Genomic DNA, 19,662 nt, shown 5'->3' with positions numbered 1-19,662 from the left:
ATTAAATGAATCCTGCTGGAATATGTATTTTTTGAGTACAAACCAATGGGATTGCTGGTTTCTAAGTATAATATCGGGTTCTTTATAATTACCTTTAGATTTTTCATGCGCCGATCACATATATTGTACATTCTGAAGGCTCGTCTGTTCTGAAATGTCCTTAAAAACACTTTTATTGGACATTTTGGTGGCTCGACTGTTCTGAAATGTCCTTTAAATCACTTTTATTGGACATTTTGGTGGCTCGACTGTTCTGAAATGTCCTTTAAATCACTTTTATTGGACATTTTGGTGGCTCGACTGTTCTGAAATGTCCTTAATAATGCTATTATTGGACGTTTTGGAGGCTCACCCGTTCTGAAATGTCCTTAAAAACACTTTTATTGGACATTTTGGAGCCTCACCCGTTCTGAAATGTGCTTAAAAACACTTTTATTGGATATTTTGGAGCCCCACCCGTGAAATGTTCTTTAAATCACTCTTATTGGACATTTTGGAGCCTCACCTGTTCTGAAATATCCTTTAAATCACTCTTATTGGACATTTTGAAGGCTCGACTGTTCTAAAATGTCCTTTAAATCACTCTTATTGGACAAATCTGAGCAACTATTAACAAAGGGCTCCCCGTAAGGAAGCCCTAAATTCTTATTGTGCTGCAACTTCTTCGATCAATGCGATGACCATTTCAGCTAACTTTTCAAGCTCTTCGATTGGCATTCTTTCATTGGTTGTGTGGATTTCTTCATATCCAACAGCGAGGTTGACTGTCGGTACGCCAAACCCTGCAATGACATTTGCATCGCTTCCGCCGCCGCTGTGGAGCAAATCGCTGCTTCGGCCGATTTTAGCCGCAGCTTTTCTTGCCAGTTCCACAACCAGGTCGCCTTCGCCAAATTTGAAGCCTGGATACATTACCTGAACATCGACATCTGCCTTGCCGCCCATTTCCTGTGCAGCAGACTCAAATGCTTCTTTCATTTTTGCTACCTGTGCTTCCATCTTTTCAGGAATCAGAGAACGAGCTTCAGCAAGGATTTCTACATGGTCACATACGATATTCGTCTGAGTTCCACCCTGGAAACGGCCGATATTTGCTGTTGTTTCTTCATCGATACGGCCAAGCGGCATTCTCGAAACAGCCTTGGCAGCGATTGTAATCGCGGAAACACCTTTTTCTGGAGCAACGCCGGCATGTGCTGTTTTACCATGGATGACAGCTGCTACCTTTGCTTGTGTTGGAGCGGCAACAATGATGTTCCCGACCTTGCCGTCGCTATCAAGTGCATATCCGTATTTCGCTTTTACCAAAGATGGATCCAAAGCCTTTGCACCAACAAGACCTGATTCTTCTCCAACTGTAATGATGAACTGGATTGTACCATGCGGGATCGATTGCTCCTTCAAGACACGAATCGTTTCAAGCATGACAGCCAGTCCTGTCTTGTCATCTGCACCAAGAATTGTTGTACCATCAGTCACAACATATCCATCCTTGATTGAAGGTTTTACACCTCTTGCAGGAATGACAGTGTCCATATGGGAAGTAAAGTAGATTGTATCTACTCCTTCTTTTGTGCCATTTAAAGTACAGATCAGGTTTCCTGCTCCGTGTCCTGTTTGCGCTGTCGTATCGTCCTCGAACACTTCTACGCCAAGGTCCTCGAATTTTTGCTTCAGGACGCGGGCGATTTCAGTTTCATACTTTGTTTCAGAGTCAATTTGGACAAGTTCCAAAAACTCATTCAATAAACGCTCGTTATTAATCATCCTAGCCGACCTCCAATTATGTATATACTAATTGAGTATAACGCTAAATGAAGAACAACACCAAATACTAAATTTTATAGCGGGATGTTGCCATGCTTTTTGCCTGGTCTGTCTTCCTTCTTCGTCCGAAGCATTTCCAGTGACTGAATCAGCTTGATTCGTGTTTGGCGCGGATCAATGACATCGTCGACCATCCCCTGGCTAGCAGCCACATATGGGTTCGCAAATTTTTCACGATACTCATCGATTTTCTGCTGTCTAGTCTGTTCCGGATTTTCGCTGTTCTGGATTTCCTTTGCAAAAATAATGTTGGCAGCACCCTGTGGTCCCATTACAGCAATTTCAGCATTTGGCCATGCAAAAACAAGGTCCGCACCGATGGATTTACTATTTAAAGCTACATAGGCTCCTCCGTACGCTTTCCGTAAAATAACGGTAAGTTTTGGAACGGTTGCTTCTGAATATGCATAAAGGATTTTTGCGCCGTGACGGATGATGCCGCCATGTTCCTGCTTGATGCCAGGGAAAAACCCGGTCACATCTTCAAAAGTGATGATTGGGATATTGAAAGAATCACAGAATCTGATGAAGCGTGATGCTTTATCAGATGAATCGATATCAAGTCCGCCTGCCATTACCTTAGGCTGGTTGCAGACAAGGCCGACGACTTCTCCTTTAATCCTTGCCAGACCAATGACGATGTTTTTGGCGAAGTCCTTCTGTATTTCAAGGAATGAGTCGGCATCGACAACCTGCTCAATCACTTTACGCACGTCATATGGCCTTACTGCATCGAATGGGATTGCGTCCGTTAAATCTGGTCTGTAATCATCTTCAGCATCCGCCTCAAGCCTTGGAGGCTTTTCTTCATAGTTTTGCGGCAAGTAGCTTAACAGCTTCCTCACCTGTTCTAATGTTTCTTCTTCAGATTGTCCATGGAAATGGGCGTTGCCGCTGATTGTATTATGGACAATCGCGCCGCCAAGATCCTCAGCAGAGATTTTTTCCCCAGTAACCGTCTCAATTACTTTAGGACCGGTGATGAACATCTGGCTTGTTTTCTCCACCATGAACACAAAGTCAGTGATTGCCGGTGAATAGACCGCTCCGCCTGCACAAGGACCCATTATGACCGAAATCTGTGGAATCACCCCAGAATAAATAGAGTTGCGGTAAAAGATTTGCCCGTAGCCATCGAGTGAAACAACCCCTTCCTGGATCCGCGCTCCGCCGGAGTCATTCAGTCCGACAAAAGGTGCTCCATTCTTTGCTGCCAGGTCCATTACATTGGCAATTTTCTTTGCGTGCATTTCACCCAATGCTCCGCCGAATACGGTGAAATCCTGTGAAAACAAATAAATCGGCCTGCCATTCACCTTACCGTATCCGGTTACAACTCCATCACCGGGACCCTTTTGATTCTCTAGTCCAAAGTCCGTGCTGCGATGCTGGATGAACGGGTTCAATTCAACAAAGCTTCCTGGGTCGACAAGGAGTTCGATTCGTTCACGGGCTGTCAGCTTGCCCTTTTCATGCTGCTTTTCAATCCGCTCGTCACCGCCGCCTAATTCGATTTCCCTGCGTCGGTCATAAAGTTCATTAATTTTTTCATAGATGTCTGGCACTTCATTCAACCTCCCTATTCTTCTCGCAAAGTTCGTAAAGAATGCTTCCTGTTGATTTAGGGTGCATGAACGCAACAAGTGCTCCCCCTGCACCTTTCTTAGGAACATCCTGGATCATCCTGATGCCATTTTCCCTCATATCATTTATCCGCTCCTGAATGGATTCAACTCCGAGAGCAACATGGTGGATTCCTTCTCCTCGCTTTTCAATAAAACGCGCGATTGCGCTTTCCTCGGATAAAGGTTCAAGGAGTTCAAGCTTTGTTTCCCCTGCTTTCAGGAATGCAACCTTCACTTTCTCGCTGTCTACTTCCTCAATCCCCAGCAGTGGCAGCTTCAGCACATCTGTATAAAATGGGAGGGCATGCTCAAGAGATTTGACAGCAATGCCGATATGGTCGACCTTTTTAATCATGTGATTCCCTCCAAATACTATTTGAATATATTTAATCATTTTAATATTCGATATAAAATTCACAAATCCTTCTTATTTATATAGAGATTTCGGGTTGAATTTTCAAATATCGACATACATAATATTTGTTAAAAGTTCTATGGATCTCTAACAGTGCCTTTTGGTAGAAAAGTTCGCGAAAAGTACATTTTAAAAGGGTTGTTGATTTCCTTATTAAAATGTAAAATGTATAGAGGTAGTCTTCTAAAGTTTTGGAAGGGGGAAATTACACATGCGCAAGCCAAATGTCAGGAAGGTCGTCGTATACATCATGCTATTCACTATGATTGCTTCAACCCTTCTAATGGGATTGTCAACATTCCTATAAACCAATATAAAATATCAAAGGGCTGTCATTTGACAGCCCTTTCTTTATTCACTGATCGCTCCATACTCTTTTCCCAGTTCAATATAACTTTTTGAACTGGATGTGATGAGGATTTTCGTTCCTAATGGTATGTAATCATATAACGATTCTACTGCCTCGTTTTGGAGGCGTATGCAGCCCTGGGATATTTTCTTGCCAATGCTCGAAGGGTCGTTTGTTCCATGGATTCCATAGGTTCTGCCATCTGTATTCTCAGCGTCAAAACCAATCCATCTGCTTCCAAGAGGATTTTTTGGATCTCCACCCGGAATATCCTTTTTCCGGTAATAAGGATCAGGTGCTTTGACAGTAACGGTAAACAGCCCCTCCGGAGTTAATTCTTCTGATTTTCCAGTTGCGGCGCTGACGATTGTCTGGACTCTGTTTTCATTGATCAGCGCTACCTCATTCGTCTGCTTATTCACAATTACTAACGGATCACCCGGAAGCGGGTTTGGACCGAGCGGCCATACAGGTGAAAAGATAAAAGCTGCTAGAAGCAAAGAAATAAACACTGGCATACTATTTCCCTCCGTTGTCTATTTCCGTTAGCTTGCCCCCGCTGGGTATTTTTTATCCTTACTTGAATTTAAGCCTTTAAACGAGCGTTTCAACAGCAGAAATTGTTCCATTTCATTTATGAAATGCAATAGGGCTGCGCGAGACTCAAATTCTTCTCTTGTCTTTGGAAGCTCCATATTCTCAAACTCTGCTTTCATGCGCATCAATTTTTCCAGATAGAACAAGACTGTATTCCCTGGGTGTATTCCTTTTGAGAGAGTTTCAATAAACTCCGCGACAATGGGTGCCTGCTCTACATGCTGTGGAATGGAAGTGACCGATGGCAGTACTCTCTCAATAATTTCAAATTGTTTTTCCCTTATTTTAAAATACTGATAATATAGATTCTCATCTCTTAAAAAATGGTTTTCTACATCTTGCAATGCCAGTGTTTTTGCCTTCTCAATCAAGCCTGCTGTCACAGTCAATTCCCTGCCATCCCAGTCGGAATCATGATTCTTCAGGTAATTGGCAATTTCCCTGAAGATTTTCTTGAATTGAGCTTCGATTTCCCTCTGGTATTCCTTCAGCTTGTTGTCGACACTCGGCATATACAGATTCATGATTAACGCGACACCAATCCCGACCGTAATAATTCCAAGTTCATTCAGCAGTAGTCCGCCAGTAACTTTCCCGGCAGAAAAAATATGAAGGATGATGACACTGCTTGATACTACCCCTTCATGCGCCTTGAACATGACCACCGTAGGAATGAAGAAGAGCAAAAGTAATCCAATGACGGCCGGATGATACATGATGCCCTCAAAAAACACCGAAGAAAAGACCATCGCGATGATACAAGCAAGGAAACGGTGCCATGAGGCCTGGAGAGACCGCTTTTTTGTCACTTGTATGCAAAGAATCGTCAAAATACCCGCAGATACAAAATTTTCAAAACCAAGGTACTGCGCAATAATGATTGAAATAGCCGTACCCAGGGCAGTTTTTAATGTCCGATAACCAATTCTGAATTTCACATTTAATTCTCCTAACCAACAAAAGCATAAACTTTAAAAAATCCTGTATTGAGGCAATAAAAAGATGACCATACCCTTGAAGATATGATCATCCATTAGTTTATCAGATAAGCTTCCTATTATAAAAGTAAGCAGTCGCTCTAGAGCATTTTTTCCAAAAATTCTTTTGCCCTGCTGCTTTTTGGGCTGCTGAAGAATTCTGCCGGAGGGGCATCCTCGACAAGCACACCGCCATCTAGGAAAAGGACACGATCCGCTACCTCTCGCGCAAAGCCCATTTCATGAGTGACGATCGCCATCGTCATGCCAGTATGAGCAAGAGACTTCATGACCTCCAGAACCTCTTTTACCATTTCTGGATCCAGTGCCGATGTAGGTTCGTCGAATAGCATGACTTCCGGATCCATCGCGAGCGCACGCGCGATAGCCACACGCTGTTTCTGTCCGCCTGAAAGCCTGTTCGGATATTCATTTGCCTTTTCGGATAATCCGACCTTCTTGAGGAGCTCAAGCCCTCGCTTTTCTGCCTCCGCTTTAGTCAGGCCCTTTACCTTAATTGGTGCGTATGTGATATTTTGCAGGACAGTCATATGCGGGAACAGATGAAAGTGCTGGAACACCATACCGACATTTTCACGGACCTTCATAATATCCGTTTTCTTGTTGGTGATATCATCTGAGCCAATCAGGATTTGTCCGCCGGTCGGCTGTTCCAATAAATTCAGGCAGCGGAGGAAAGTCGATTTCCCTGAGCCGGAAGGCCCGATAATGGCTACAACCTCTCCATTTTCTATACTTGTGGAGATTCCTTTTAAAACCTCAAGTTTTCCAAATGATTTATGAAGACCTTGCACTTTAATCACTTTGTCTCATTCTCCTTTCCACTACCTTGCCAATCATTGTCAAGGAGATCACCATGAGATAGTAAATCAGGCCGGCAAAAATGAACGGCTCAAAAAATCTGTATTGCTCGCCGCCGACAATATAGGCTCTGCGCATAATATCATCCACGGCAATGATCGTGACGATGGCCGATTCTTTTGTAAGGGTAATGAATTCATTCATTAATGCTGGGAGGATATTCTTCAGTGCCTGAGGCAGGATGATGTCCCGCATCATTCGATTGCCGGGAACACCAAGAGCCATCGCTGCTTCTTTCTGCCCTTTATCAACCGCTAGAATTCCTGCGCGAATGATTTCAGATATATATGCAGCCGAGTTTAATGAAAATGATACAACGGCTGCTGTGTAGGATGAAATTTCAAAACCGATAATCTGCGGTGCACCATAATAAATGATCATCAGCTGTAAAATGAGCGGAGTGCCGCGAAAGATGGATGTATATACATCAGCAAACCAGTTAAGCGCCTTATATTTGCTGATTTTAAAAATGGCAAGAATGATACCAAATGCAAAACCCAAAATCCCTGCGACCAATACAATTTTAAGAGTGACACCGATTCCCTTCAGTATATAAGGCATTGAAGGAAGAATGGCGGTAAAATCAAGATTCATACTTTTAACAACCCTCTCTATCTATTTCATGAAGGAGAAAGGCGCCCAGAAGACATATGCATTCTGAACGCCTGTTTTCATCTTACTTCTCTCCGCCAAACCATTTGACAACTAGCTTTTCTACTTCACCGTTTTCCATTTTTTCTTTAAGGACCTTATTGAAATCCTCACTCAATTTGCTGCCCTTAGGGAAAGCGATTGCTGAACCAGCTTCTTCTTCATTTTCATCTTCGATTGTGAAGCCTGCAAGATCAGGGTTGTTTTTGAAATATCCCTCTGCTACCGTATCTTCGATGATAGCTGCATCAATGCGGCCTGCTTTGATTTCCTGGACCAATTCAGGAATTCTTGTACGCTTTTCTACCTTGAGCTTCACAGTTTCCCCGATTTCTTCAGCTTTTCCTTCCTGGATGGAAGAAAGCTGAACGCCTACTGTCTTACCTTCAAGGTCTTCGATTGTCTTGATGTTGCTGTCTTTTGCAGAAACAATCATATGCTTCGCTGTATAATAAACATCAGAGAAGTCTACGCTCTCTTTGCGCTCAGGAGTTGGAGTCATGCCTGCCATGACAAAATCTACTCTTTCAGCTTGAAGTGCACCAATCAGGCCGTTGAAATCCATGTCCTTGATTTGCACTTCATATCCTAATTCGTTTGCAATCAGATTTGCAAGGTCTACGTCAAAACCTATAATTTCATCACTCTTAGCTGTTTCCACATATTCAAATGGAGGGTAATCAGCTGAAGTCCCCATTGTTAATACTTTCTTTTCTTCGCTGCTGCTGCCTGATTTCTTTTCAGTGCTTGTCCCGCATGCAGCAAGTACTCCCATCAATAAAATGCTGATTAATAATACTGATAATGCCTTTTTCACTTGTTTTCCCCCTATAATATTTATTCTGGTTCTTGTATACAAATTTATTAATATATTAGCTATGAATCACATACGATCGAACTAATAATTATTAACTAAAATGAATTTTAACACATATTAATAAATATGCAATAATATTTTTAAATATAAATTTTTGTTTTTTTCATATTGAAAGGCTGTGTTAAATTAGACTATTGATTTCCGTTCCAGGCGCTTCGTTTTCCGCGGGGCTGGCGCTGAACCAGCAGGACATTGATTTGCTTCCAAGAATCCGCCCACGCACGAAAGAAATGCGTTAGCATTTTCGGGGAGTCTACTCGCCTGGAACGTAGATCAACAGGACTTAAATACGATAATTAGCTTTAACACAGCCATTAAAGTGAGACAAAAAAAATCCCAGCAAGGCTGGGATTAATTACAGTACTTATACTTCTTCACAATATTCTTCATATGCGTTTTGCAGCTTATTCACGACTTGCATCGGATCGTGCCCTTCGATTTCATGGCGCTCGATCATTGTGCAAAGTTTTCCGTCCTTCAACAATGCGAAAGATGGTGATGACGGCGGATAGCCAGTAAAGTAGCTGCGCGCTTTTTCAGTAGCATCCTTATCCTGACCGGCAAATACAGTTACAAGGTGGTCAGGGCGCTTATCATAGTGCAGGGAATGCGCCGCTGCAGGGCGTGCGATTCCACCTGCACATCCGCAAACTGAGTTTACCATGACAAGTGTGGTTCCTTCTTTGGCCATCGCCTGTTCTACTTCCTCACTTGTCGTCAATTCTGTATATCCAGCTGCCACGATTTCCTGGCGTGCCTGGCGGACTACATCATTCATGAAAAAATTGAAATCCATGCTCATTGATCGATCTCTCCTCTGCTGGAAAATGACTAGTACATAAATATATGATACCAATTAAAATAAATTTTTCAAAGTATGTTTAACTGCCGTGAATTTCGGGAAAGGTAACAATACAGCTAGATCCATACCCCTAAACTCCCTAGATGAAGGACAACGGTAAATTCCGTTGTCCGCTTTTTTTTGTTTATAATGCCAAAGCTGCCCATCGATGGGCAGCTTATTTTCTTGCTTCGAAATAGGCTTTGAATAACTCCTCGACACCTGAGGCTACCGGACGATTCCCGGAGATGACTTCATTTTCGATCTTTGGAATCAGGGATTTTATCGCTGGATGCTGGAAGAAATTCATCTGCAGCTGGTCTATGATCATATCATTCAGCCACTCTTTTGTCTGGGATCTTCTTCTGTCCGCAAAAACCCCTCTTTCCTTTGTTGTTGTTTCAAAAGTTGTGATTGTTCCCCAAATTTCCTCGATGCCTCTGTTCTGTAACGCTGAACTTGTCAAAGCGGTCGTTTGCCAGCCTTTTGTCGCCGGCTGGAGAAAATGCAGGATTCGATTGTATTCTTCTTTAGTTTTTTTTGCAGTCTGCTCGTTCGGGCCGTCAGCTTTATTCACAATTACAGCATCCGCAAGCTCCATGATTCCTTTTTTCATGCCTTGCAGTTCATCACCAGCACCAGTCAGGACAAGGAGCATGAAGTAATCGACCATATCCCTGACAATGACCTCGCTTTGGCCAACACCGACTGTTTCAACCAGGATGACATCGAATCCAGCGGCTTCACATACAAGCATCGTTTCCCGGGTTTTGCGGTGGACGCCTCCCAGCTTCCCACCCGATGGAGACGGGCGGATAAAAGCCTTTGGGTTTCTTGCAAGCTTTTCCATCCTTGTTTTGTCACCAAGGATGCTGCCCCCTGTCAAACTGGAGGTCGGATCCACGGCCAGGACCGCAACCATATGTCCTAGGCCGCACAAATAGCTCCCGAAGCTTTCGATAAATGTACTCTTTCCTGCCCCTGGAACACCTGTGATTCCGATTCTGATTGAATTGCCTGCATCAGGGAGAAGCTTTTGCAATAAGGTTTGTGCTGATAAAAAATCATGCTCCGCATTGCTTTCAATCAAAGTGATTCCTTTAGCCAGGGCAGTCCGGTTTCCAGTTTTTATCTCATCGGCAAGTGAAGCGGGATCGATCTTTCGGACATTATTTTTTTTGATGAAGCGACCTGCTTTAGCAGGTCGATCATTTCTTTTATTGCCGTCCTTAGATACTCCCGGCTTCACAATGCTTGAAAAGGAATCAGCCTTCTCGGGGTCAAACCATTCGGGCTTTTTTTCGTCCGTCATTAATGTGACACTTCCTCATAGCCAAGACGGTCATAGATTGTGCGCAAAACCTTTTGCGCTGCAACAGGGATGATGGTTCCCGGTCCGAAAATAGCACTGGCTCCATTGTCATACAAGAACTGATAATCCTGTGCAGGGATGACGCCCCCGACAATGACGACGATGTCATCTCGGCCCAATTTCTTCAATTCTTTTATTAGGAGTGGCAAAAGTGTTTTATGCCCTGCAGCAAGTGAACTGATCCCGATTGCATGGACGTCATTTTCCACTGCCTGGATTGCCGTTTCTTCCGGAGTTTGGAACAGCGGTCCAATATCCACATCAAAGCCTAAGTCTGCGAATGCGGTGGAAATGACCTTAGCTCCCCTGTCATGTCCATCCTGCCCCATCTTTGCAATCATGATGCGAGGCCTGCGCCCTTCATTTTCAAGGAATTCCTCGGTCATTTTCTGGACCTCGAAAATTTCTTCTTCATTCGTGAATGCAGCACTGTATACTCCGCTGATTGACCGGATGACTGCTTTATGTCTGCCAGCCGCTTTTTCAATCGCATCTGAGATTTCCCCTAGCGTAGCTCTTGCACGCGCAGCTTTTACTGCGAATTCCAGCAAGTTCCCTTCTCCAGTCTCAGCTGCCATTGCCAGATCATTCAATGCTGCTTCAACCACTTTATGATCACGGGTTTCTTTAAGCTGATTCAGCCTTTCGATCTGTTTTGCACGAACTGCAGTATTATCAATATCAAGAATATCAAGTGGATCCTCTTGCTCAAGCTTATAATTATTCACACCAATGATTGTTTCTTTTCCAGAATCAATCTGTGCCTGTCGTCTGGCGGCCGCTTCTTCAATGCGCATTTTCGGAAGCCCGGTTTCAATAGCTTTTGCCATTCCGCCAAGACTTTCGATTTCTTCGATGTGTTCCCATGCACGTTCGATCAGCGAGTGAGTCAAGCTCTCAACATAATAGCTTCCGGCCCATGGATCAATGACCTTCGTAATCTCAGTCTCTTCCTGAAGGTATAATTGTGTATTTCGGGCGATGCGTGCTGAAAAATCTGTAGGCAGCGCGATTGCTTCATCAAGAGCATTCGTGTGCAATGATTGGGTGTGACCCATTGCCGCTGCATGCGCTTCAATCAGGGTCCTGATCACGTTATTGTATGGATCCTGTTCCGTCAGACTCCATCCGGATGTTTGCGAATGCGTCCTCAAAGCCATCGACTTTTCATTCTTCGGATTGAAGGTCTTGATCATTTTTGCCCAAATATATCTTGCAGCCCTCATTTTGGCTACTTCCATAAAATAGTTCATGCCAATCGCCCAGAAAAAGCTCAAGCGCGGTGCGAATGAATCGATATCGATGCCAGCCTTAAGGCCAGTTCTCACATATTCAAGACCGTCAGCTAGCGTATAGGCCAATTCTATATCCGCAGGAGCACCCGCTTCCTGCATGTGATAGCCTGATATACTGATGGAATTGAATTTCGGCATATATTTTGATGTGTATTCAAAAATATCCGCAATGATCTTCATTGACATTTCCGGCGGGTAAATATAAGTGTTCCTGACCATATACTCCTTAAGGATATCATTCTGGATTGTCCCGGATAACTGATCCTGGGTCACACCCTGTTCTTCAGCCGTCACGATGAAAAACGCCATGATCGGCAGGACTGCACCGTTCATTGTCATGGACACAGACATCTGGTCGAGCGGAATCCCATCGAAGAGTACTTTCATATCCAAAATGGAATCAATCGCTACCCCAGCCTTCCCGACATCCCCTTCCACTCGTGGATGATCGGAATCATAGCCCCTGTGTGTAGCAAGATCAAAGGCAACAGACAAACCTTTTTGCCCCATGGCGAGATTCCGCCTATAAAACGCATTGCTTTCTTCCGCGGTTGAAAAACCAGCATACTGCCTTACTGTCCAGGGACGGTTCACGTACATTGCAGGGTAGGGACCTCGTGTATACGGTGGGAGTCCTGGCATTCCCTCAAGGTGTTGAGCAGAATGTAAATCTCCTTTTGTATACAAAGCCTTAATCTTGATTTGTTCATTTGTTTCAAATAACAAATCATCTAGCTTTTCTCTTAGCTGGCTATCAACCTGTTCTTTTCCGATTTCATTTTCTTCATCAAATAAGCGGACTTTTGTAAAATCAGGCTTTTGCATTGGTTCCCACCTCCAGTTCATGAAGCATAGATGATAAGCTCTGATACGCATTGCTTCTTACATGCAGGAACTCCTTAATTCCGGCACTTTTCCATTCACTGTCTTTTTCCTCCGGAACCCCTGCAAGATAAAAGCCGATTCCCGGACATTTGGTGTTGAGTTCAAGTGCAAACTCAGGCCCAAAGGCACTGTAAGTTCCCTGGTCACCGCATATAACAAACTGCTTGACGCCGACTGATTTAATAAAATCAACCGCAGCTGATATTGTATTTATTTCTCCACTTCGTTCAGCACTGATTCCTCCAGCAGCCAAAAATCCGGATACAAAATCAGCTCGAGCTTTATGTTTCTTCAGTTCTCCCAGGCAGATTAAGCCGACTGAGGGCTGTATTCCCTCCTGCTCCAGGCTCTTTGCCATTAATCTCAATCCTTCGTATGATTCTGCGAGTCTCATCATCTTTATAGGCGTAAAGTTTTGTTTCATTTCTTTAAAAGTATTTTTAACCGGTTTGTCAGACGCCATCAATGTCATGACATCTGCTAGAGTACCCTCGATGTACTTATTATGTTTATTCTGTACAACAGGTTCACTGATGTCTTCCAAAGGATTCGCATATACATTAGTGCCGATTATGCTTTTTTTGCGTTTATAAATATCCTGTTTTCGTTCTTCAGCTGTCATCGCGATCTGCTCCTGAAGCCAGCCGGATTTAATGGTTTCAAAGATCCCGCCCATTGCGTCAATTTCAAGAAAGAGATTCCATGCTTTTTCAGCTAGTTCCTTTGTCAACGACTCAATATACCAGGAGCCTCCAGCCGGGTCTGCCACTTTTTCAAGATGTGCCTCCAATTTAAGTACGAGCTGGGTATTGCGTGCAACTCTTTCGGAAAAAGCATTCCCAGATCCGGCAGCTTCATCGAAAGTGCCTGTGTGCAGGTACTGAATTCCCCCAAGAATGGCTGCGAATGCTTCATTTCCGGTTCTCAGCATATTCACGTAAGGATCAAAAATCGTCTTTGTGAATCTGGAAGTTTCAGCTGAAATCACCATTTTTCGATCTTCTGAACCAGCTCCAAATGCCGCGGCTGTTTTACTCCACAGTAGCCTTGCAGCCCTTATCTTGGCTGTTTCCATGAAGAAATTAGAACCTACAGCAAAATGGAACACCATATTTGATAACGCTTTCTTTAATTCCCAGCCATGATCAGTCAACTTCTGGAGTAAGTAAACACCAGTCGCCAGTGCAACAGCAAGTTCCTGTACTGCATTCGCGCCAGCGTTTTGATATGGGGTTGTGTCAACCATGACCGTTTTTAATCCTGGCAGCTCAGTGCTTGCTTCATCAAGCATTCTCGTCCATTCACTAAAAAATCCATGTTCTTCTTTCGGAAGGCCGCCATTCATGCTCGCTTCCGCTAACGGGTCCGCAGCAACAAAACCTTTAAAGTCCCCGGTAGTACCAGTTTCTTTTCTGGCGATTGCCAGAGCTGACAACATAGGCATTTGAAGTGAACCAGCGTTCAAGCTAAAAGGGTACTCATTCTTGTAGGATGAGAAGAAAGAAATCAATTCCTGATTATCGCCAAATATCTCCGGCTTTACCTCAAATGATATAGCAGTTTGACCCTTTGACAGGGCGGAGTCCATTTTCACCTTCAGTTCCGCTAGTGTGGAATAAAATACACGGTTCGCAATTTGCCAGGTCGAAGACTGATATCCTAATGAATGGATGCCTCGCCTGTAATCAGGATGCCCTGGAAGTTCTCCATTCAACTCTACTGGGAAATCCTCATTCGTATAGAGAGGTTTAAGCTTAATTTTTTCATATGTATTGGTATAAAGAGTATCAATTGGTTTTCCTTTTAACGAAGCAGATGCTTTTTCCTGCCAATCGTCGAAAGATACTTCTTTGAACGAGGCAGCTTTCATATTATCGATCGTCATAAACATTACTGTCCATGGTTCAGACAGCCTTCCCCCCTTCAACCCAAAAATTGTGATAAAATTCTAATTTTTATACTCTTCTATATTTTAGTACAGGAATGCTATTCTAGCAACGAAGTACATCTACAGGAAAAGCCGCTGCATTGAAGCAGCGGCTTTGTATATTTATTAATAGATTGATGTTGTTTCTTTTGAAGTATTCTCCAAAATTTCTTTCACCCTAGCAAGGAAACGGCCGCACACAAGGCCATCAAGCACTCGATGGTCAAGCGACAGACACAGATTAACCATGTCTCTGACAGCGATCATGCCGTTATTCATTACCACAGGGCGTTTTACAATGGATTCAACCTGAAGGATTGCTGCCTGCGGATAGTTGATGATTCCCATCGATTGGACTGATCCGAATGAACCCGTGTTGTTAACGGTGAAGGTACCACCCTGCATATCTTCGGAACGAAGCTTTCCAGCGCGTACTTTTTGAGCCATTTCGGTAATTTCACGGGCAATGCCTTTGATTGTTTTCTCGTCTGCATTTTTAATGACAGGCACAAACAATGCATCATCCGTCGCAACTGCGATGGAGATATTGATATCTTTCTTTTGGATGATCTTTTCGCCAGCCCACATGGAATTGATTTGCGGAAATTCCTTCAGTGCCTGCGCGACTGCTTTTACAAAGAAAGCAAAGAAAGTCAAATTGAAGCCTTCTTTTTTCTTGAAGTCATCCTTGATGGTATTCCTGTATTCTACAAGGTTTGTTACATCCACTTCGACCATCGTCCAGGCGTGTGGAGCTTCATGCTTGCTGCGAAGCATATTAGCGGCAATTGCCTTGCGAACTCCAGTTACTGGAATCTCAATGTCACCGGCTGCTACAGGTACAGACGGAGCAGGTGCTACTGAAGGCTGCGATGGTGCAGCCGGCTGAGCTGGAATTGAAGACTGTACAGCAGCAGATTGAGCTTTCGGTGCTTCTGCTTGGGCAGATGGCTTAGGAATATTCCCGGATTCAATGATCTTTTGAAGATCTTTGCGGGTAATCCTACCGCCTGCACCGCTTCCATTAACCTGCGTTAGGTCGATGTCATTTTCCTGTGCAAGCTTCAACACTGCAGGTGAATACCTTGCTTTGTTTCCATCATTCACTGCAGTTGCAGTGGACGTGTTTCCTGAAGGCGCAGCTTCTGCAGCAGGTTTGTCAGCTGCAGGAGCTTCTTCCGAATTGCCGCCTTCCACTTCAATCGTACAGATGATTTCACCAACTGCAAGAGTATCTCCTTCATTCGCAATCAATTCCTTGATTGTACCCGTAAATGAAGATGGTACCTCAGCATTTACCTTGTCGGTCATAACTTCTGCAAGCGGATCGTATTTATTTACTTTGTCGCCGACGGAGACCAGCCATTTGCTGATTGTTCCTTCGGTAACACTCTCACCCAATTGAGGCATTTTGATTTGTTCGATTGCCACAGTTTGAACCTCCTTCTTATTCTAATAAAAGATTTTGATATCTGGATTCAAGTCAGTGTCCAGCTACAGCGCCTAGCCCCTTGAGTCATAAGCCGCCCCGCTGTGGTGGCTGAGAAACTGCCTCCTCGCGGTTCGTCTTATGCCTGTCGGGGCTGACCAAGGCGCTTTCGCTTTTCTATTTAAAATTCCGCAAGTTCTCTCATTGCTTTTTCTACTTTATCCGGATTGATCATGAAATACTTCTCCATTGTTGGAGCATATGGCATTGCAGGTACATCCGGACCTGCCAGCCTCTTGATCGGTGCGTCCAATTCAAATAAGCAATGCTCTGCAATAATCGCTGCAACTTCACTCATGATGCTTCCTTCTTTATTGTCTTCCGTAACAAGAAGGACTTTGCCTGTTTTTGAAGCAGCCTCAATGATTGCTTCTTTGTCCAATGGATAAACTGTACGAAGATCGAGGATATGTGCAGAAATTCCATCCTTCGCAAGCCTTTCAGCTGCCTGCAGTGCAAAATGGACCGCCAGGCCATAAGTGATGACCGTGATATCTTCTCCCTCGCGCTTAACATCTGCTTTGCCGATTGGAAGCACATAATCATCTTCCGGAACTTCGCCTTTGATGAGTCGGTATGCACGTTTATGTTCAAAGAACAATACAGGATCTTCATCCCTGATTGCTGCTTTTAACAACCCTTTTACATCATAAGGAGTGGAAGGCATAACAATTTTCAGACCTGGCTGGTTCGCAAACACAGCCTCTACTGATTGGGAGTGATATAGTGCACCGTGGACACCACCGCCATAAGGGGCACGGATAACCATCGGACAGCTCCAATCGTTGTTCGAACGATAACGGATTCTTGCAGCTTCAGATATGATTTGGTTGACAGCAGGCATGATGAAATCCGCGAATTGCATTTCCGCAATCGGACGCATTCCGTACATCGCTGCCCCAATTCCTACACCTGCAATGGCTGATTCTGCAAGTGGTGCATCAATAACGCGGTCTTCGCCGAATTGCTCAAACAGACCCTGTGTCGCTTTAAAGACTCCGCCCTTTTTACCAACGTCTTCTCCGAGGACAAAAACTCTCGGATCTCTTTCCATCTCTTCTTTGATTGCTAATGTTACTGCATCGATATAAGAAATTACCGCCATTTTTGTTCCCCCTTACTCCTCAGCATATACGTATTTTAATGCGTGTTCCGGTTCAGCGTACGGAGCATTTTCAGCATAATCCGTAGCTTCATTAACCAACTTCATGATTTTGTCATTGATTGCTTTCTCACTTTCATCATTCATGATGCCATTTTCCTTCAAATAAGCACCGAATGTAATGATTGGATCTTTTGTCTTTGCCTGTGCAACTTCGTCAGGTGCACGATAGCTTCTATCATCATCATCAGAAGAGTGAGGAGTAAGACGGTAAGAAACAGCTTCAACCAATGTTGGCCCCTCTCCGCTTCGTCCGCGTTCCGCAGCTTCCTTGACAACTTTATAAACTTCAAGAGGATCATTTCCATCTACAGTGAAGCCAGGCATACCATAACCGATCGCTCGGTCTGAAACTTTTTCAGCGGCAACCTGCTTTTCATATGGAATGGAAATCGCATACTTATTGTTCTCAACCATGAAAATAACAGGAAGCTTATGCACTCCCGCAAAGTTTGCGCCTTCGTGGAAATCACCCTGGTTGGATGAACCTTCTCCGAACGTAACGAAAGTTACTAAATCCTTCTTCTCCATCTTTCCAGCCAGAGCAATTCCAACCGCATGGGGAACCTGCGTTGTAACAGGTGATGAACCAGTTACGATTCTATTCTTCTTTTGCCCGAAGTGGCCAGGCATTTGGCGTCCTCCAGAGTTTGGATCTTCCGCTTTGGCAAAACCTGAAAGCATAAGGTCCTTTGCAGTCATGCCAAAAGTCAAGACTACTCCCATATCCCTGTAGTAAGGAAGCACGTAGTCCTTATCACGGTCAAGAGCAAAAGCTGCCCCTACCTGTGCCGCTTCCTGACCCTGACAAGAAATTACAAACGGAATTTTACCAGCGCGGTTCAATAGCCACATCCGCTCATCCAGGCGGCGGGCCAAAAGCATTGTCTCATACATTTCCATAACTTTTTCATCACTTAAGCCAAGTGCAGCGTGACGATTTTCAGCCATTTTTATACCTCCCAAGTGTTCGTATAGGGCTCTTTTCCGAGGAAAAGAGCTTTTTGTCAAATTCTATTATGAATGAATTGCCTTGCCATCCACAGCCAGGGCAGCTTCACCAATTGCCTCTGACAATGTTGGGTGCGGATGTATCGTGTGGGCAACTTCCCAAGGTGTCGCATCGAGAACTTTTGCAAGTCCTGCTTCAGAGATCATGTCAGTCACATGAGGACCAATCATGTGGACACCAAGAATATCATTCGTCTCTTTGTCAGCAACAATCTTTACAAAACCATCGGATTCACCATATACAAGCGCCTTGCCAATTGCTTTGAAAGAGAACTTGCCAATTTTGACATCATGTCCTTTTTCTTTTGCTTCGTCTTCAGTAAGGCCAACGCTTGCTGCCTCTGGAGAACTGTATATACATTTTGAGACAAGGTTGTAATCGATAGGATGTGGATTCTGTCCTGCAATGTGTTCCACAGCAACGATTCCTTCATGAGAGGCTACATGCGCAAGTTGAAGACCTCCGATTACGTCGCCAATTGCATAAATGTGAGATTCCTTCGTCTGGAAGAACTCATTTGTCTGAATGAAACCTCTTTCAAGCTGCATTTCAGTATTTTCAAGGCCAATTCCTTCAACATTTGCCTGGCGTCCAACTGAAACCAGTATTTTTTCTGCTTGGAATACCTTTGTGTCATTCTTAAGCTCGGCGCTGATTTTGACGCCTTCACCTTTTTCGAGAGTTTCAGGCAGAACTTTCGCGTTGGTGATAATTTTTACACCTTTTTTCTTCATTGCGCGCTGCATTTCTCTTGAGACTTCCTTATCTTCAGTTGGAACAATCCGGTCAGCATATTCAATAACCGTAACTTCTGTCCCAAAGTCAGCAAGCATGGAAGCCCATTCGATTCCAATGACACCTCCGCCAACGATGATGATTGACTTAGGAAGCTCTTCCATCACAAGCGCTTCATCAGATGTCATGACGTATTGTCCATCCGCTTCAAGACCAGGCAATGTTCTTGGTCTTGATCCAGTGGCGACAATGACATTCTTAGGAATAAGCATTTCGTTTTCTTCGCCATTATTCATTTCAACAGAAATCGTTCCTGGCATTGGAGAGAAAATGGAAGGTCCAAGAATTCTTCCCAATCCTTCAAAGACGTCGATCTTGCCCTGCTTCATCAGATGCTGTACTCCCTTATGCAGCTGTTCGACAATCTTCCCTTTTCTTTCCTGTACCTTAGCGAAGTTGACGCCGACCTCACCTGTCGTCACGCCGAATTCCTCGCTTTTCTTTGCAGTGGCGTACACCTCCGCACTTCTGAGCAATGCCTTGCTTGGGATACAGCCTTTATGCAGGCATGTTCCGCCAAGCTTTCCTTTTTCCACGATGGCAGTTTTCAAACCAAGCTGAGAAGCCCTGATTGCTGCTACATAACCGCCTGTACCGCCTCCGAGAATGACCAAATCATATTCTTGAGCCATCTGAATCCCTCCTCTATCTTTGGAAAATTTATTTTATTGCCCTCTTTAATTT

The 19,662-nt window shown here is 44.1% G+C and carries 17 protein-coding genes; 1 reads left to right on the top strand and 16 read right to left on the bottom strand.

Features of this window, described 5'->3' with window-relative positions:
- Positions 1–645 precede the first annotated feature (645 nt).
- The 3 genes from ACXAEA_RS08545 to mce all read right to left on the bottom strand — a co-directional run bounded on the left by ACXAEA_RS08545 (position 646) and on the right by mce (position 3,807).
- Positions 646–1,767 (bottom strand): tripeptidase T, encoded by a 1,122-nt coding sequence (locus ACXAEA_RS08545; protein ID WP_475095471.1) that lies wholly within the window; start codon positions 1,765–1,767, stop codon positions 646–648.
- Between the two features lie 74 nt (positions 1,768–1,841).
- Entirely contained in the window at positions 1,842–3,392 is a 1,551-nt protein-coding gene (locus ACXAEA_RS08540; RefSeq protein WP_475095470.1) for an acyl-CoA carboxylase subunit beta, read from the bottom strand.
- Between the two features lies 1 nt (position 3,393).
- The gene (mce, locus tag ACXAEA_RS08535; RefSeq protein ID WP_475095469.1) at positions 3,394–3,807 is read right to left on the bottom strand and encodes a methylmalonyl-CoA epimerase; all 414 of its coding nucleotides are present in this window, start codon (positions 3,805–3,807) and stop codon (positions 3,394–3,396) included.
- Between the two features lie 271 nt (positions 3,808–4,078).
- Here mce and prli42 point away from each other — a divergent pair, with 271 nt between their 5' ends.
- On the top strand, positions 4,079–4,174 hold the full coding sequence (prli42, locus tag ACXAEA_RS08530; RefSeq protein ID WP_475095468.1) for a stressosome-associated protein Prli42: 96 nt from the start codon (positions 4,079–4,081) through the stop codon (positions 4,172–4,174).
- Positions 4,175–4,218: 44 nt separating this feature from the next.
- On the opposite strand, the gene ACXAEA_RS08525 is transcribed toward prli42, so the two are convergent.
- From ACXAEA_RS08525 to lpdA, 13 genes are all read right to left on the bottom strand, one after another.
- Positions 4,219–4,734, bottom strand: a complete 516-nt coding sequence (locus tag ACXAEA_RS08525) for a L,D-transpeptidase (RefSeq protein WP_475095467.1) — start codon at positions 4,732–4,734, stop codon at positions 4,219–4,221.
- Positions 4,735–4,761: 27 nt separating this feature from the next.
- Positions 4,762–5,751 carry an aromatic acid exporter family protein gene (locus tag ACXAEA_RS08520; protein ID WP_475095466.1) on the bottom strand — a complete coding sequence of 330 codons (990 nt, stop codon included), beginning with the start codon at positions 5,749–5,751 and terminating at the stop codon, positions 4,762–4,764.
- A gap of 140 nt (positions 5,752–5,891) precedes the next feature.
- The gene (locus tag ACXAEA_RS08515; RefSeq protein WP_475095465.1) at positions 5,892–6,614 is read right to left on the bottom strand and encodes an amino acid ABC transporter ATP-binding protein; all 723 of its coding nucleotides are present in this window, start codon (positions 6,612–6,614) and stop codon (positions 5,892–5,894) included.
- Entirely contained in the window at positions 6,607–7,266 is a 660-nt protein-coding gene (locus ACXAEA_RS08510) for an amino acid ABC transporter permease (protein ID WP_475095464.1), read from the bottom strand. The genes ACXAEA_RS08515 and ACXAEA_RS08510 overlap by 8 nt, the downstream gene beginning before the upstream one ends.
- 82 nt (positions 7,267–7,348) lie before the next feature.
- Positions 7,349–8,140 carry a transporter substrate-binding domain-containing protein gene (locus ACXAEA_RS08505; protein ID WP_475095463.1) on the bottom strand — a complete coding sequence of 264 codons (792 nt, stop codon included), beginning with the start codon at positions 8,138–8,140 and terminating at the stop codon, positions 7,349–7,351.
- Between the two features lie 424 nt (positions 8,141–8,564).
- Positions 8,565–9,002, bottom strand: a complete 438-nt coding sequence (locus ACXAEA_RS08500; RefSeq protein WP_475095462.1) for a BrxA/BrxB family bacilliredoxin — start codon at positions 9,000–9,002, stop codon at positions 8,565–8,567.
- 217 nt (positions 9,003–9,219) lie between these two features.
- On the bottom strand, positions 9,220–10,353 hold the full coding sequence (gene meaB, locus ACXAEA_RS08495) for a methylmalonyl Co-A mutase-associated GTPase MeaB (protein WP_475095461.1): 1,134 nt from the start codon (positions 10,351–10,353) through the stop codon (positions 9,220–9,222).
- Complete coding sequence (gene scpA, locus ACXAEA_RS08490; RefSeq protein ID WP_475095460.1) at positions 10,353–12,533, bottom strand: methylmalonyl-CoA mutase; 2,181 nt, start codon at positions 12,531–12,533, stop codon at positions 10,353–10,355. The genes meaB and scpA overlap by 1 nt, the downstream gene beginning before the upstream one ends.
- Positions 12,520–14,478, bottom strand: coding sequence for a methylmalonyl-CoA mutase family protein (locus ACXAEA_RS08485; protein WP_475095459.1), 1,959 nt, complete (start codon positions 14,476–14,478; stop codon positions 12,520–12,522). Before ACXAEA_RS08485 ends, scpA begins: the two co-directional genes overlap by 14 nt.
- A 168-nt stretch (positions 14,479–14,646) precedes the next feature.
- Positions 14,647–15,951, bottom strand: coding sequence for a dihydrolipoamide acetyltransferase family protein (locus ACXAEA_RS08480; RefSeq protein ID WP_475095458.1), 1,305 nt, complete (start codon positions 15,949–15,951; stop codon positions 14,647–14,649).
- 179 nt (positions 15,952–16,130) lie between these two features.
- Entirely contained in the window at positions 16,131–17,114 is a 984-nt protein-coding gene (locus ACXAEA_RS08475) for an alpha-ketoacid dehydrogenase subunit beta (RefSeq protein ID WP_475095457.1), read from the bottom strand.
- Positions 17,115–17,126: 12 nt separating this feature from the next.
- The gene (locus tag ACXAEA_RS08470) at positions 17,127–18,122 is read right to left on the bottom strand and encodes a thiamine pyrophosphate-dependent dehydrogenase E1 component subunit alpha (RefSeq protein WP_475095456.1); all 996 of its coding nucleotides are present in this window, start codon (positions 18,120–18,122) and stop codon (positions 17,127–17,129) included.
- Between the two features lie 66 nt (positions 18,123–18,188).
- Positions 18,189–19,610 (bottom strand): dihydrolipoyl dehydrogenase, encoded by a 1,422-nt coding sequence (lpdA, locus tag ACXAEA_RS08465; protein WP_475095455.1) that lies wholly within the window; start codon positions 19,608–19,610, stop codon positions 18,189–18,191.
- Positions 19,611–19,662: the final 52 nt, after the last annotated feature.

It is taken from the genome of Mesobacillus sp. ABV4_180, from assembly GCF_056158485.1.
This window is presented reverse-complemented; position numbering and strand designations above follow the sequence as displayed.